Here is a 14,289-nt window from a genome sequence, read left to right as displayed (position 1 = left end):
GCGTCGCCGTCGGAAGATGTCGATACCAAGCGAAAACGCCACGGAGGGTGAACCCATCCGTGGCGTTTTTTATTTCACCGCTTGCGCCGCATCGAAGCGGCGCAATGCGACACGACGAAGCCGCTTAAACCGCGGCGATCACTTCGCGCGCCGAGCTCAGCGCGGCGTTCGCTGCATCCGGGCCCATGTTCAGGCCTTCGGCGTAGATGAAGCTCACGTCGGTCATGCCGAGGAAGCCGAGGAAGCTCTTCAGATACGGAGTCTGGCTGTCGTTCGGCGTGCCGAGATACTTGCCGCCGCGCGCCGACACGACGTACACCTTCTTGCCCTTCACGAGGCCTTCCGGGCCGTTCGCGGTGTATTGGAACGTGATGCCCGCCCGCGCGATGAAGTCGAAGTACGTCTTCAGTTGCGACGAGATGCCGAAGTTGTACATCGGCGCGCCGATCACGATGACGTCGGCGGCTTGCAGTTCGGCGATCAGCGCTTCGCTGCGCGCGGCGATGGCGGCTTGTTCCGGCGTGCGCTGCTCGGCCGGCGTGAAAAACGCGCCGAGCACGGCGTCGTCGAGGTGCGGCAGCGGTTCGGCTTGCAGGTTACGGACGACGACTTGCGCGCCCGGATTCGACTGTTGCAGCTTTTCGGTCAGTTCGTTGACGAGAAGTGTCGAGTTCGCGCCTTGCGAACGGGCTGCCGAGTTGATTTGCAGGATCGTGGTCATGGTTGACTCCAGTAGGGGCGCGCAGTGTTGCGCGAGTGGAGCCATTGTGTTTTTTTATCGAGCGGCGAAAAAGCCGTCCAGCGGCGACGGATTGTTGCATGGGTAGAACAATCCACCGCCCTCCTCCGCCGATTGATGACAAGACGGGCGACGATCGGTGGACCGTCCGGTGCGGCCCACCGCCACGCTGTTCACTTCGTCAGCCAGCGCTCGAGGGCTTTGCGCGCGGCGGGACGGTGATCGCTAACCGTGAGCTTGTAGCGCGCCACTTCGGGATCGTCGAGCTTCACCTGCGTGACCCGCAGCTCATCGCGGCGGAACGCGTGCACCTCGACTTTCGCGCCCGGCTGGTAGCGCGCCAGCAGCGCATCGATATTCCCGCCGGTCACGCGCAGGCCATCGAGCGCGATCAGCACGTCGCCAGCGGAAAGGCCGGCTTTCTGCGCGGCACTGCCCTCGTGCACCGTCGCGAGCGCGCAGTCCGCGCCGCCGCGCAGCCGCACGCCGAGCGACGGCTTGCCGTTCTTGTCGACGTCCGGCGCGAGCGTCACGCCGAACGGCGCGAGCAACGCGTCGAGCGGCAGATCGCGCGTGCCGCGCACGCCCTCGGCGAACAGTTCGGCGAGTTCCGCGCCGCTCGCTTCCGCAAAAATCGCCTCGATCTCGCTTTCATCGACGCCGACCGGCTTGCCGCGATAAAAATCACGGCCAAAGCGCTTCCAGAGCAGACGCATCACGTCGTCGAGCGATTTCTGATTGCCGGTTTGCGCGCGGATCGTCAGATCGAACGCGAGCGCGATCAGCGAGCCCTTCGTGTAATAGCTGACGATCGCGTTCGGCGCGTTCTCGTCCTGCCGGTAGTACTTGACCCATGCGTCGAACGAGCTTTCGGCGACGCTCTGCTTCAGGCGCCCGCTGCCGCGCTGCACGCCGCCAATCACCTTGCCGAGCAGGCCGAAATAGTCGTCCTGCGAGATCACGCCGCTGCGCACGAGAATCAGGTCGTCGTAATACGACGTGAAGCCCTCGAACAGCCACAGCAGCGACGTGTAGTTTTCGACGCCGAGGTCATACGGCGCGAACCCGGCCGGCTTGATCCGCTTCACGTTCCACGTGTGGAAGTACTCGTGGCTGCACAGACCGAGATAGGTCCGGTAGCCCTCGCTCATCGCATCGCGGCCCTGCACGGGCAGATCGGTGCGATTGCAGATCAGCGCGGTCGATGCGCGATGCTCGAGGCCGCCGTAACCGTCGGTGACGGCCTGCGTCATGAACACGTAGCGCTCGACCGGCGCCTTCTTCGATTTCGGTTCGAACAGTGCGATCTGCGCCTCGCAGATGCGCTTCAGGTCGCGGCACAACCGCTCCATGTCGAGCCCGATCACACGGCCGCCGATCACGACGTCGTGCGGTACGCCGTGCGACTTGAACGTCGCGAGCGCGAACTCACCGAGCGTCACCGGATGGTCGACCAGCTCGTCGTAGTTCTGCGCGCGGTACTCGCCGAAGCCGTAGCGCCGGGTGCCGCGCGCTTCCGGCAGCGCGGTCGCGACGCGCCAGTCGCGATACGCGGCGCCCTGCGGCTTCTGGATATCGACCACGCACTGCGCGTCTTCATGGCCGAGCGGCGACAGGAACACGCTCGTGCCGTTGAAAAAACCGATGGTGTCGTCCAGATGCGCGGCGCGCACCGACATGTCCCATGCGTACACCTCGTAGCGCAGCGTCAACGCTCCCTTGACCGGCGCGGCCTGCCACGTGTGCTTATCGACCTTCTCGACGCGCACCTTGCGGCCCGCGTCGTTGACCGCGCGCAGCGTCACGATGTTGCGCGCGAACTCGCGCACCATGTAGCTGCCCGGAATCCACACCGGCAGCATGAAACGCTGGCCGGCCGGATCGGGATCGGCGACGGTCACGGTGACTTCGAACAGGTGGGCGGCGGGGCTACTCGGAACGATGGTGTAGCGGATCGGCTTCATCGGCGGCGTTTGGGAGTGTCAGGAGAGTGAGGCGAAGAAGTTCGGGGCTCGATGCGAAAGGAGGCGCTGCGTGCGCCTCCTTTCGTTTGAACGTTGCATCTGTTGCGCGCCTGAGGCGTGCTTGACGCTGCGTGCAGCGCACTGTTCAGTGCACGGCCGACAGTTCCTTGTCGAGCCGGTCGGCCGGCACGGCGCCCGGCAGTCGGCGGCCGTCGGCGAGGAACACAGTCGGCGTGCCCTCGACGTTCATCGAACGGCCGAGCGCGAGGTTCTTGTCGATCGCGGCGGTGTCGCAGGTGGCGGCGGCGGTCGGCGCCTGACGGTCCTGCATCCACGATTCCCACGCCTTCGCGCGATCGGCCGAGCACCAGATCGATTTCGACTTGGCCGTCGAATCCGGCGACAGCACCGGGTACAGGAAGGTGTAGACCGTCACGTTGTCGATCGACTGCAGCGTTTTTTCGAGCTGCTTGCAGTACGGGCAGTTCGGATCGGAGAACACCGCGATCTTGCGCGCGCCGTTGCCGCGCACGACCTTCACCGCGTCGCCGAACGGCAGGGTCGCGAAGTCGATGCGGTTGGTTTCCGACAGGCGTGCCTCGGTCAGATTCTTGCGCGTCTTCGAGTCCACCATGTCGCCGAGCATCAGGTAGTCGCCGCTCGCATCGCTGTAAATGATCTGCGTGCCGAGGTTCACTTCGTACAGGCCCGCGATCGGCGTCTTCGACACGCCCTTGATCGTCACGTCGGACAGACGGTTTTGCAGGGTGGCTTTGAGCTTGTCGGTGGTCTGGTCGGCCTGCGCCGAGCAGCCGAGCGTGACGGCAGCGATCGCGAGGGCGGTGGCGGCGATGCGGAAAGTCTTTTTCATGCGGGAGTCCTGGAGGTCATTCGCGCACCTGCGCGTTCGTTACGTTCCGGCCGCGCGCTTTGGCCGCCTATCGGTTCGATCAGGCTCGATCAGGTTCGATCGGGTTCGGATAAGGGCCGGATAGGGGCGGATCGCAGCGCGTCGATCCGGTCATGATACCTGTCCCGGGCGCCCGTGACCGGCCATCGGCTATCCGCGCGACGCTTCGTTGCGGTTTATCCCAGCGCGGCCGACACGAGCCAGCGCTTGATGAATGGCTGCGCGCCGACGAACGCCATGCCGGTATTGCGCACGGCGCGCGCGAGCGGACCGGGCACCGAAAACAGTTTCTGCAGGCCGTCGGTGGCGATCATCAGCGCGCGGATGTCTTCGCGGCGCGCGCGTTCGTAGCGACGCAGCAGCACCATGTCGCCGAGATCGCGAAACGACTCCTTGCCGCCGATCGTGCTCGCGAGCGCGGCGACGTCGCGCAAGCCGAGGTTCATGCCCTGCCCTGCCAGCGGGTGGATCAGATGCGCGGCATCACCGACCAGCGCGACACGCGGCGCGACCAGCCGGTCGACGGTTTGCAGCGCGAGCGGGAAGCCCTGCGCGGGCGTGACACACTCGAGCGCGCCGAACTGTTCACCGCTCACGTGCTCGACTTCGGCGGCGAGCCGCTCGGGATCGAGCGCGAGCAATTGCTCGGCGTGTTCGGTGCGGGCCGACCAGACCAGCGACAGGTGGCCGTCCGGCATCGGCAGCAACGCGATGATCTCGCCGTCGCGGAACCACTGATACGCGGTTTCGCCGTGCGGTTTCGCTGCCTTGAAATTGGCGACCACGCCGATCTGCCGGTAGTCGCGGCGCACCATCTTCGAGCCGATCTGCGCGCGCACCCACGAGTGCGCGCCGTCCGCGCCGACTACCAGGTCCGCTTCGAGCACGTTGCCGTTCGCGAGGCCGATGCTCGCGCTGTCGACGGAGAAATCGAGTGCCTGCGCGCGCGTGTCGATCCATGTGAGGTTCGGCTGGAAGCGCAGCGCGGCATCGAGCGCGCGCTCGATCACCGACGACTCGACGATCCACGCAAGCTGCGGCACCGATGCCTGAAACGCGGAGAAATGCAGTTCGGCGTGCGCGTCGCCGTAGACGCGCATGTCGTAGACGGGACCGAGCCGTGAGTGATCGAGCGCCTGCCAGACCCGCAGCCGTTCGAGCAAGTCCTGCGAACTCGACGACAACGCATAGACGCGCGAGTCGAAGGCAGCACCCGCCGGCAGCGCCGCGCAAGGCTGCGCGAGCAGTGCGACGCGCAGTCCGGCTTGCGTGAGCGCGAGCGCCGCGGTCTTGCCGACGAGCCCGCCGCCGATCACGGCGGCATCAAAGGTCTGGTGGTGTGCGTTCATGCGCGCATTATAGCCGCGGGGGTGCGGGGGACGGATCGACGGGCGCGGGCATTTGGGCTCCAATCGCGGGCCCCTGATGGGTCGTGCTAACGCGTCGAGGCGCTCGCCGCGAGCGCCGCGTTCGCCTCGCGCATGCGCATGAAATCGTGATCGGACGAGAGGTTGCGCCATGCGGCCGCCTCGAGCTCGGCCTTGCGATCGCGCTGATCGCTGCGCACCGCGCAGTCGGGGAACACGCGGTCGAACACGCTCCACAACGAGTCGTAGTCGTTCTTGTCAGCGAACCGTGCGATGTCGGCGCGATCTGCGTGCGACAGGTGGGTCGACAAACAGTCGATCGTCTGACGGTCCGTGGTTGCCTGGGCTTCGTCGAAATCCGGCGCGACCCATGCCGCGACCACGCCCACCACGATCGCGGCGGCGACGCCAATTCCGACCCATCTCATCATTCGCACGCTGGTCCCCCGGAAATGGAGCGCTGCCGGCTTTGAACTGACGATTCTACAGTGGCGATGCGCAAATGCGCCGCCCGGTCCGCGCGGGCGAACGGGTTACAATTGCGCTTTCCGTGAAAACTCGCACTCAATCGTCGAGCCAACGCCCCGATTCGGTGACTTGTCCGCTCCGCTGAGCCTGCCGCGCCCCTCCTAACGCGAAGGCTTTCCGAATCCGCGCGCAGCGTCGAGCGCATCACGCAACCTACTGATTCACTGAAGGATTTCCATGAGCCTCCAATGTGGCATCGTCGGCCTGCCTAACGTCGGCAAGTCCACCCTGTTCAACGCACTCACGAAGGCGGGCATCTCCGCTGAGAACTATCCGTTCTGCACGATCGAGCCGAACGTCGGCATCGTCGAGGTGCCGGACGCCCGTCTGAAGGCGCTTGCCGAGATCGTCAAGCCGGAGCGCATCCTGCCGGCGGTGGTCGAGTTCGTCGACATCGCGGGTCTGGTGGCCGGCGCGAGCAAGGGCGAAGGCCTCGGCAACCAGTTCCTCGCGAACATCCGCGAAACCGATGCGATCACACACGTCGTGCGCTGCTTCGAGGACGACAACGTGATTCACGTCGCGAACAAGGTCGATCCGCTGTCGGACATCGAGGTGATCAACACCGAACTCGCGCTTGCCGACCTCGGCACCGTCGAAAAGGCGCTCGCGCGCTACTCCAAGGCGGCCAAGTCTGGCAACGACAAGGAAGCCGTGAAGAACGTGGCGGTGCTGGAGAAGGTCCGCGCGCAACTCAACCAGGCGAAGCCGGTCCGCGCGCTCGATCTGAGCGATGAAGAAAAGGCCACGCTCAAGCCTTTCTGCCTGATCACCGCGAAGCCGACGATGTACGTCGCCAACGTGAAGGAAAACGGCTTCGAGAACAATCCGCACCTCGACGCGGTCACGAAGTTCGCGGCCGCGGAAGGCTCGCCGGTCGTCGCCGTGTGCGCGGCGGTCGAAGCGGACATCGCCGACCTCGATGAAGCCGACAAGGAAGTCTTCCTCGCCGACATGGGCATGGAAGAGCCGGGGCTGAACCGCGTGATCCGCGCGGGCTACAAGCTGCTCGGCCTGCACACCTACTTCACGGCCGGCGTGAAGGAAGTGCGCGCGTGGACGATCCACATCGGCGATACCGCGCCGAAGGCGGCCGGCGCGATCCACACGGACTTCGAGCGCGGTTTCATCCGCGCGCAGACGATCAGCTTCGCCGACTACATCACTTACAAGGGTGAACAAGGCGCGAAGGAAGCCGGCAAGATGCGCGCGGAAGGCAAGGAGTACGTCGTGCACGATGGCGACGTGATGAACTTCCTGTTCAACGTGTAAGAGCGAAGCGGCGCACACAGCGCTGCCCGAGTAAGGCCCGCGAACCCTCAGGGGTTGCGGGCTTTTTTGTTTGCGCGCTACGACTTGCGCAGTGCGTCGAGACAACGGGCCTTGATGTGCCGATTTGCAGTGGTGATCGCCGAGACAGCGTGCAATGCGTTGGCCTTGTAGTTTTTCGGCGCATCGTCAATAAATGGAATGCCGCACACACGTGATATCGCCAGAACGTGGCCATCGCCTTCGAGCGGGTCTACGACCTTCAAGACGGCCGCGGGATTCTTCGGCAACGCATGGGCAAGAGCGATTCCCAACCCTTCTGCGTTTGCGCCGTCGGCCCCGACAGCCAGTTTGGGCGCAAGTGCGACCCAATCTGCGCGGCCTGTCCCGATCTGCTCGAAAAGCCTATCGACAGCCGCTTCGTCCAACGACCTGAAAAACGCGCTCGCCCCTTGCCGGCCGATCGCCGCTGATACCTCGGCAGGCGTGTTGCTTTGCACGGCCCCCACCGCTGCTGACGCACACACCAAGATCAGGAGTGCAAGAAGTTTCTTCATCGTTCTACCCGAAGCTGGTGGTCACCGCTTGACCAGATTCGCTCGCGGACGGCGCGGTTCGAAATAACGATGCATCCGTTCGACGCGTTACCCGGATGACTCTTGCTGTCGCCGTGAATGAAGAAGGCATTGCTGCCGAAGGTTTCTGTTCCTGGATCAGGCGTCAATGGCATGGCGAAAGCTCCGACATGATGGGAAGGCCTTGGCGTCCCAATCGTGTATGAACCTTCCGGTATCGGCCCTACGGATCGGACCGCCTGCATAACGGGATTGTTTTTGCCCGCACCATGGCCCGAGGTATCCGCGAGCGGCCAAGCTACCGTCTCGAGACAGAGTTCCCGAAGTCTGGTTGTACGTCCAAGTCATGTTAAACACCTCAGTATCAGATCGCGTTACCGAGCTTACGGCATTCGCAGACGGGCGAATGTCAAAAGTGGCAATGGTCGCGCAAACACATCTATGCGGCTCCATGCAATGAGCTGGATCGCCGACGATCTTCCCGAATAGAGTCCCATTTATTTCCTTTCCATGACAGCCGATGCTAAATTTCGGCTTCCGGCGCGCTGCCACCCATGGTCCGCGCCACCCGGCCACCGACGCCGGAATGTCATCGAACACAAATAGAATCGCGCGATTCGCGTCCGCGCCCTTATGAACAGGAGATAAATCGATGAATTACAAGCCGCTGTTCCGCTCACTTTCCGTCGCCGCTGTATTGAGCATCGGCGTCAGCCACGCGGCTCACGCCGCGACCGAAATCCAGTTCTGGCATGCGATGGAAGCCGCGCTGGGCGAACGTCTGAACGACATCGCGAACGACTTCAACGAATCGCAGAGCGACTACAAGATCGTGCCCGTGTTCAAGGGCACCTACGACCAGACCCTCGCCGCCGGCATCGCCGCCTATCGCAGCGGCAACGCGCCGGCGATCCTGCAGGTCTACGAAGTCGGCACCGCAACGATGATGCAGGCGAAGAAAGCCATCGTCCCGGTCACGCAGGTCTTCAAGGACGCGGGCGTGCCGCTCGATCAGAAGGCCTTCGTGCCGACCATCGCCAGCTATTACAGCGACTCGAAAACCGGTGAACTGATCTCGATGCCGTTCAACAGTTCGACGCCGGTGCTGTACTACAACAAGGATGCGTTCAAGAAGGCCGGCCTCGATCCGAACCAGCCGCCGAAGACCTGGGCCGAGTTGCACGCCGATGCGCAGAAGCTGAAGGCCGCGGGCCTGTCGTGCGGCTACTCATCGGGCTGGCAGAGCTGGATTCAGCTCGAGAACTACAGCGCGTGGCACGCGGCGCCGTTCGCGTCGCGTAACAACGGCTTCGACGGCATGGACGCCCAGCTGGAATTCAACAAGCCGCAGCAGGTCGCGCACATCCAGTTCCTGCAAAGCATGGCGAAGGACGGCACGTTCACCTATGTCGGCCGCAAGGACGAACCGGTGTCGAAGTTTTATAGCGGCGACTGCGGCATCATCACGAACTCGTCGGGCTCGCTCGCGACGATCAAGAAATACGCGAAGTTCAGCTTCGCCACCGGCATGATGCCGTACGACGACAGCGTGAAGGGCGCGCCGCAGAACGCGATCATCGGCGGAGCCAGCCTGTGGGTGCTGTCGGGCAAGGACCCGGCCGTCTACAAGGGCGTCGCAAAGTTCCTCGCGTATCTGGCCACGCCGCCGGTCGCCGCGAAGTGGCATCAGGACACCGGCTATCTGCCGATCACGACCGCCGCATATGATCTGACGCGCCAGCAGGGGTTCTACGACAAGAACCCGGGCAGCGACACCGCGATCCGCCAGATGCTGAACAAACCGCCGCTGCCGTACACGAAGGGTCTGCGTCTGGGCAACATGCCGCAGATTCGCACCGTGATCGACGAAGAACTCGAGCAGGTGTGGGCGGAGAAGAAGACGCCGCAACAGGCGCTCGATTCGTCCGTCTCGCGCGGCGACGAACTGCTGCGCCGCTTCGAAAAGGCCGGTAGCTAAGCATCGCCCGCTGGCAGGGTTCCGGCGCTCTTGCGCCGGAACCCGAAGTCGTTGCAACACATCTCGAGAATCCCGATGGATAAGCGCTCCTACTTCGGCACCAGCGCGCTGCCCTACCTGCTCGTCGCGCCGCAGTTGATCATCACGCTGGTGTTCTTCCTGTGGCCGGCCGGCGTCGCGCTCTGGCAAGCGACGCAAACTCAGGACGCGTTCGGCACGTCGAGCGAGTTCGTCGGACTCGCGAACTTCAAGCAGCTGTTCGCCGATCCTTTATATCTCGCGTCGTTCACCACGACGATCGTGTTCTGCACGCTCGTCACCGTGTCCGGCCTCGTGATCTCGCTGTTGCTGGCGGTCTGTGCGGACCGCGTGATGCGCGGCGCGAAGGCCTATCAAACGCTGCTGATCTGGCCGTACGCGGTCGCGCCCGCGATCGCCGCGGTGCTGTGGTCGTTCCTGTTCAACCCGAGCATCGGCCTCGTCACGTACGCGCTCGCGAAATACGGGGTCGTGTGGAATCACGCGCTGAACCCCGGTCAGGCGATGTTCCTCGTCGTGCTCGCATCGGTCTGGCAGCAGATCAGCTATAACTTCCTGTTTTTCTACGCGGGGCTGCAGGCGATTCCGCGCTCGCTGATCGAAGCGGCCGCGATCGACGGCGCCGGTCCGGTGCGGCGCTTCTTCGGCATCGCGCTGCCGCTGCTGTCGCCGACCACGTTCTTTCTGCTGGTGATCAACATCACCTACGCGTTCTTCGATACCTTCCCGGTGATCGACGCGGCGACCGGCGGCGGACCCGGTCAGGCAACCCGCACTCTGATCTACAAGATCTTCGCCGAAGGCTTCCAGGGGCTCGACATCGGCAGCTCCGGCGCGCAGTCGGTCGTGCTGATGATCATCGTCGTCGCGCTGACCGTCGTGCAATTCCGCTTCATCGAACGCAGGGTTCAATACTCATGATCGAGAACCGACGCGGTTTCGACCTGTTCTGTCACGCGGTGCTGATCATCGGCGTCGCGCTGGTGGTGTTTCCGGTGTACGTCGCGTTCTGCGCGGCGACGATGAGCGAGCATGAGGTGTTCACGGTGCCGCTGTCGCTCGTGCCCAGCACGCACCTGTTTGAGAACATCGTCACGATCTGGACGCAGGGCACCGGCAACGCGGCGGCGCCGTTCAACCGCATGCTGCTCAACAGCCTCGTGATGGCGCTCGTGATCGCGGTGGGCAAGATCGCCGTGTCGATGATCTCCGCGTACGCGATCGTCTACTTCCGCTTTCCGTTTCGCACGGCCGCGTTCTGGCTGATTTTCATCACGCTGATGCTGCCGGTCGAAGTGCGGATTTTTCCGACCGTGCAGGTGGTGTCGTCGATGCATCTGAGCAATACGTACACCGGTTTGACGCTGCCGCTAATCGCGTCGGCGACCGCGACGTTCCTGTTCCGCCAGTTCTTCAAGACGCTGCCCGACGAGCTGATGGAAGCCGCGCGCATCGACGGCGCGGGCGCGCTGCGTTTCTTCTGGGACGTCGTGCTGCCGCTGTCGCGGACCACGATGGCCGCCCTCTTCGTAATCACGTTCATCTACGGCTGGAACCAGTATCTGTGGCCGATCCTGATCACGAGCCAGCAGTCGCTGACCACCGCGGTGATCGGCATCAGGGGGATGATCGCCTCGGGCGATACCGCGACCGAATGGCATCTGGTGATGACGGCCACGCTGCTCGCGATGCTGCCGCCGCTCGCCGTCGTGCTGACGATGCAGCGCTGGTTCGTGCGCGGCCTCGTGGACTCGGAAAAGTGATCCGGTATGGCGGACTGCGACAAGCACTCAAAATCAAAGGCTAGAACCGCATGGCTGCACTGACTCTGCAAAGCGTTAAGAAAACCTACGACGGCAAACAGTTCGTATTGCACGGCATCGACGTCGACATAGCCGCCGGCGAGTTCGTCGTGATGGTCGGCCCGTCCGGCTGCGGCAAATCGACGTTGCTGCGGATGGTCGCCGGCCTCGAGCGCATCTCCGACGGCAGCATCTCGATCGCCGGCAAGGTCGTCAACGACTTGGAGCCGAAGGATCGCAACATCGCGATGGTGTTCCAGAACTACGCGCTGTATCCGCATATGAGCGTGGCCGAGAACATGGGTTACGCGCTGAAGATCGCGGGCGTCGATCGCGCGCAGATCGCGAAACGCGTCGAAGCCGCCGCGCAGATTCTCGAACTCGGCGCGCTGCTGCAGCGCAAGCCGCGCGAACTGTCGGGCGGACAGCGCCAGCGCGTCGCGATGGGCCGCGCGATCGTGCGCGAACCGGCGGTGTTTCTGTTCGACGAACCGCTGTCGAATCTCGACGCGCGTCTGCGCGTGCAGATGCGCCTCGAAATCCAGCGCCTGCATGCGCGCCTGAAGACCACGAGCCTATACGTCACCCACGATCAGATCGAAGCGATGACGCTGGCGCAACGCGTGATCGTGATGAACAAGGGCCACGCCGAGCAGATCGGCGCGCCGACCGAAGTCTACGAGCGGCCGGCGACGGTGTTCGTCGCGAGCTTCATCGGCTCGCCGGGGATGAACCTGCTCGAAGGCCGGGTTTCGGACGACGGCTCGACCTTCGACGTCGCCGGCAACGGCCCGAAGCTGCCGCTCGCGGGCGTGCCGTCGATCGGCCGCGAAGTCGCGACGGGCCGCGAATGGACGCTCGGCATTCGCCCCGAGCATCTGAGCCCCGGCACGGCCGATGCGACGCTCACCGTCGATTCCTGCGAGATTCTCGGCGCGGACAATCTCGCCCACGGCCGCTGGGGCAAGCACGACGTGACCGCGCGACTGCCGCACGCTCATCGTCCGGCGGCGGGCGAGACGCTGCAGCTCGCGCTGCCCGCACGACATCTGCACTTCTTCGATCCGGTGACGGGACGGCGCGCGAACTGACTCCGCGGCTGGGCGCCGCCGCCTGCTCACGGCACGGCGGGGTCGCGCAACGGCTCCGAAGATCGGCGACACGGTGCGCGCAAATAGCGCACCACCCGGTGCGTGAAGCGGCCCGCCAGCGGTCCGCCAGCGGTCCGCCCTGCCGCCCGGCCCCCGCCGGGCGAAGTACAATGCCACCTGAACAGATGCCGCGCGCGGCAGCGTCGTCGAATCCGACGCCGCGCCGGCCCGGCGCCGGGTGCTCCGCCCGGCCCTCACACCGATTACCCATTCAACCCCGACTGCCCGCCCGCACGCGGCCGGCATCGTCAACGTCTACTGCAAGCAAATGGCCCAATACGTTTTCACCATGAACCGGGTCGGCAAAATCGTGCCGCCCAAGCGCCAGATCCTCAAAGACATTTCGCTATCGTTCTTCCCCGGCGCGAAGATCGGCCTGCTCGGTCTGAACGGCTCGGGCAAGTCGACGCTGATTCGCATCATGGCCGGTGTGGACACGGAGATCGAAGGCGAAGCCACGCCGATGCCGAATCTGAACATCGGCTATCTGCCGCAGGAGCCGCAACTCGATCCGCAGAAAACCGTGCGTGAAGCGGTCGAGGAAGGCCTCGGCGATGTGTTCAACGCCCAGAAGAAGCTCGACGAGATCTACGCGGCCTACGCGGAGCCGGACGCCGACTTCGACGCTCTCGCGGCCGAGCAGGCGAAGTACGAAGCGATCCTCGCGACGACCGACGGCAGCGCCGAGCAGCAGATCGAAATCGCCGCCGACGCACTGCGCCTGCCGGCGTGGGACGCGAAGATCGAGCATCTGTCGGGCGGCGAAAAGCGCCGCGTCGCGCTGTGCAAGCTGCTGCTGCAAAAGCCCGACATGCTGCTGCTCGACGAGCCGACCAACCATCTCGACGCGGAATCGGTCGAATGGCTCGAGCAGTTCCTGACGCGCTTCCCGGGTACCGTGGTCGCCGTCACGCACGATCGCTACTTCCTCGACAACGCCGCCGAGTGGATTCTCGAACTCGACCGCGGTCACGGCATTCCGTGGAAGGGCAACTACAGCAGTTGGCTCGATCAGAAGGAAGAGCGCCTGAAGCAGGAAGAAGCGTCGGAGTCGGCGCGCCAGAAGGCGATCAAGAAGGAGCTCGAGTGGGTGCGCCAGAACCCGAAGGGCCGTCAGGCAAAGTCGAAGGCGCGCATCGCCCGCTTCGAGGAACTGAACAGCCAGGACTACCAGAAGCGCAACGAAACGCAGGAAATCTTCATTCCGGTCGGCGACCGCCTCGGCAATGAAGTGATCGAGTTCAAGAACGTCAGCAAGTCATACGGCGATCGTCTGCTGCTCGATAACGTCAGCTTCAAGATTCCGGCCGGCGCGATCGTCGGCATCATCGGTCCGAACGGCGCCGGCAAGTCGACGCTGTTCCGGATGCTGACCGGCCGCGAACAACCGGATTCGGGCGAGATCGTGCAGGGCCCGACCGTCAAGCTCGCTTACGTGGACCAGAGCCGCGAAGCGCTCGCAGCCAACAAGACGGTGTTCGAGGAAATCTCGGGCGGCGCCGACGTGCTGACGGTCGGCAAGTACGAAACGCCGTCGCGCGCGTATATCGGCCGCTTCAACTTCAAGGGCGGCGACCAGCAGAAGATCGTCGGCAATCTGTCCGGCGGCGAGCGCGGTCGTCTGCATCTGGCGAAGACGCTGATCGCGGGCGGCAACGTGCTTCTGCTCGACGAACCGTCGAACGACCTCGACGTCGAAACGCTGCGCGCGCTCGAAGACGCGCTGCTCGAATTCGCGGGTTCGGTGCTCGTGATCTCGCACGATCGCTGGTTCCTCGACCGTATCGCGACGCATATCCTCGCGTTCGAAGGCGACTCGCAAGTCACGTTCTTCGACGGCAACTACCAGGAATACGAAGCGGACAAGCGCGCGCGTCTCGGCGAGGAAGGCGCGCGCCCGAAGCGTCTGCGCTATAAGCCGATCTCGCGTTAACAGGCGGGGCACACCGGCCCGTCTGGCGCAATGC

Annotated in this window: 13 protein-coding genes; 6 read left to right on the top strand and 7 right to left on the bottom strand. The window is 64.2% G+C overall.

Annotation, left to right across the window (positions count from 1 at the left end; genetic code table 11):
* Positions 1-124: 124 nt before the first annotated feature.
* The 5 genes from QFZ91_RS16915 to QFZ91_RS16895 all read right to left on the bottom strand — a co-directional run bounded on the left by QFZ91_RS16915 (position 125) and on the right by QFZ91_RS16895 (position 5,411).
* Complete coding sequence (locus tag QFZ91_RS16915; RefSeq protein WP_429567863.1) at positions 125-721, bottom strand: FMN-dependent NADH-azoreductase; 597 nt, start codon at positions 719-721, stop codon at positions 125-127.
* A gap of 191 nt (positions 722-912) precedes the next feature.
* Entirely contained in the window at positions 913-2,703 is a 1,791-nt protein-coding gene (locus tag QFZ91_RS16910; protein ID WP_429567862.1) for a M61 family metallopeptidase, read from the bottom strand.
* A gap of 145 nt (positions 2,704-2,848) precedes the next feature.
* Positions 2,849-3,574: a DsbC family protein gene (locus QFZ91_RS16905; protein WP_429567861.1), complete on the bottom strand. Its 726-nt coding sequence runs from the start codon at positions 3,572-3,574 to the stop codon at positions 2,849-2,851.
* A gap of 215 nt (positions 3,575-3,789) precedes the next feature.
* The gene (locus tag QFZ91_RS16900) at positions 3,790-4,962 is read right to left on the bottom strand and encodes a UbiH/UbiF family hydroxylase (RefSeq protein ID WP_429567860.1); all 1,173 of its coding nucleotides are present in this window, start codon (positions 4,960-4,962) and stop codon (positions 3,790-3,792) included.
* Between the two features lie 86 nt (positions 4,963-5,048).
* Positions 5,049-5,411 (bottom strand): hypothetical protein, encoded by a 363-nt coding sequence (locus QFZ91_RS16895; protein WP_429567859.1) that lies wholly within the window; start codon positions 5,409-5,411, stop codon positions 5,049-5,051.
* 274 nt (positions 5,412-5,685) lie between these two features.
* Between QFZ91_RS16895 and ychF the strand changes: the two genes are divergently transcribed.
* Positions 5,686-6,780 carry a redox-regulated ATPase YchF gene (gene ychF / locus QFZ91_RS16890; RefSeq protein ID WP_176381158.1) on the top strand — a complete coding sequence of 365 codons (1,095 nt, stop codon included), beginning with the start codon at positions 5,686-5,688 and terminating at the stop codon, positions 6,778-6,780.
* 77 nt (positions 6,781-6,857) lie between these two features.
* On the opposite strand, the gene QFZ91_RS16885 is transcribed toward ychF, so the two are convergent.
* Together QFZ91_RS16885 and QFZ91_RS16880 are read right to left on the bottom strand one after the other, a co-directional pair.
* On the bottom strand, positions 6,858-7,334 hold the full coding sequence (locus QFZ91_RS16885; RefSeq protein WP_429567858.1) for a hypothetical protein: 477 nt from the start codon (positions 7,332-7,334) through the stop codon (positions 6,858-6,860).
* Positions 7,331-7,597 (bottom strand): tlde1 domain-containing protein, encoded by a 267-nt coding sequence (locus QFZ91_RS16880; protein WP_429567857.1) that lies wholly within the window; start codon positions 7,595-7,597, stop codon positions 7,331-7,333. Before QFZ91_RS16880 ends, QFZ91_RS16885 begins: the two co-directional genes overlap by 4 nt.
* Before the next feature lie 407 nt (positions 7,598-8,004).
* Between QFZ91_RS16880 and ugpB the strand changes: the two genes are divergently transcribed.
* From ugpB to ettA, 5 genes are all read left to right on the top strand, one after another.
* Positions 8,005-9,330 (top strand): sn-glycerol-3-phosphate ABC transporter substrate-binding protein UgpB, encoded by a 1,326-nt coding sequence (ugpB, locus tag QFZ91_RS16875; protein ID WP_429567856.1) that lies wholly within the window; start codon positions 8,005-8,007, stop codon positions 9,328-9,330.
* Positions 9,331-9,405: 75 nt separating this feature from the next.
* Positions 9,406-10,290 carry a sn-glycerol-3-phosphate ABC transporter permease UgpA gene (gene ugpA / locus QFZ91_RS16870; RefSeq protein WP_429567855.1) on the top strand — a complete coding sequence of 295 codons (885 nt, stop codon included), beginning with the start codon at positions 9,406-9,408 and terminating at the stop codon, positions 10,288-10,290.
* Entirely contained in the window at positions 10,287-11,132 is an 846-nt protein-coding gene (ugpE, locus tag QFZ91_RS16865) for a sn-glycerol-3-phosphate ABC transporter permease UgpE (RefSeq protein WP_368592775.1), read from the top strand. The genes ugpA and ugpE overlap by 4 nt, the downstream gene beginning before the upstream one ends.
* Positions 11,133-11,182: 50 nt before the next feature.
* Entirely contained in the window at positions 11,183-12,262 is a 1,080-nt protein-coding gene (locus tag QFZ91_RS16860; protein WP_429567854.1) for a sn-glycerol-3-phosphate import ATP-binding protein UgpC, read from the top strand.
* Positions 12,263-12,590: 328 nt separating this feature from the next.
* Complete coding sequence (gene ettA, locus QFZ91_RS16855) at positions 12,591-14,255, top strand: energy-dependent translational throttle protein EttA (RefSeq protein ID WP_152853645.1); 1,665 nt, start codon at positions 12,591-12,593, stop codon at positions 14,253-14,255.
* Positions 14,256-14,289 lie beyond the last annotated feature (34 nt).

Origin of the sequence: Paraburkholderia sp. JPY419 (assembly GCF_050435705.1) — a bacterium.
Classification (GTDB): Bacteria; Pseudomonadota; Gammaproteobacteria; order Burkholderiales; family Burkholderiaceae; genus Paraburkholderia; species Paraburkholderia youngii.
The sequence above is the reverse complement of the archived record's forward strand: the minus strand, read 5'-3'. Positions and strand labels throughout refer to the sequence as shown.

Coding starts and splice junctions, on each gene's coding strand:
- QFZ91_RS16915 (WP_429567863.1), bottom strand. CDS start 721: ATGACCACGATCCTGCAAATCAACTCGGCAGCCCGTTCGCAAGGCGCG.
- QFZ91_RS16910 (WP_429567862.1), bottom strand. CDS start 2,703: ATGAAGCCGATCCGCTACACCATCGTTCCGAGTAGCCCCGCCGCCCAC.
- QFZ91_RS16905 (WP_429567861.1), bottom strand. CDS start 3,574: ATGAAAAAGACTTTCCGCATCGCCGCCACCGCCCTCGCGATCGCTGCC.
- QFZ91_RS16900 (WP_429567860.1), bottom strand. CDS start 4,962: ATGAACGCACACCACCAGACCTTTGATGCCGCCGTGATCGGCGGCGGG.
- QFZ91_RS16895 (WP_429567859.1), bottom strand. CDS start 5,411: ATGATGAGATGGGTCGGAATTGGCGTCGCCGCCGCGATCGTGGTGGGC.
- ychF (WP_176381158.1), top strand. CDS start 5,686: ATGAGCCTCCAATGTGGCATCGTCGGCCTGCCTAACGTCGGCAAGTCC.
- QFZ91_RS16885 (WP_429567858.1), bottom strand. CDS start 7,334: ATGAAGAAACTTCTTGCACTCCTGATCTTGGTGTGTGCGTCAGCAGCG.
- QFZ91_RS16880 (WP_429567857.1), bottom strand. CDS start 7,597: ATGCAGGCGGTCCGATCCGTAGGGCCGATACCGGAAGGTTCATACACG.
- ugpB (WP_429567856.1), top strand. CDS start 8,005: ATGAATTACAAGCCGCTGTTCCGCTCACTTTCCGTCGCCGCTGTATTG.
- ugpA (WP_429567855.1), top strand. CDS start 9,406: ATGGATAAGCGCTCCTACTTCGGCACCAGCGCGCTGCCCTACCTGCTC.
- ugpE (WP_368592775.1), top strand. CDS start 10,287: ATGATCGAGAACCGACGCGGTTTCGACCTGTTCTGTCACGCGGTGCTG.
- QFZ91_RS16860 (WP_429567854.1), top strand. CDS start 11,183: ATGGCTGCACTGACTCTGCAAAGCGTTAAGAAAACCTACGACGGCAAA.
- ettA (WP_152853645.1), top strand. CDS start 12,591: ATGGCCCAATACGTTTTCACCATGAACCGGGTCGGCAAAATCGTGCCG.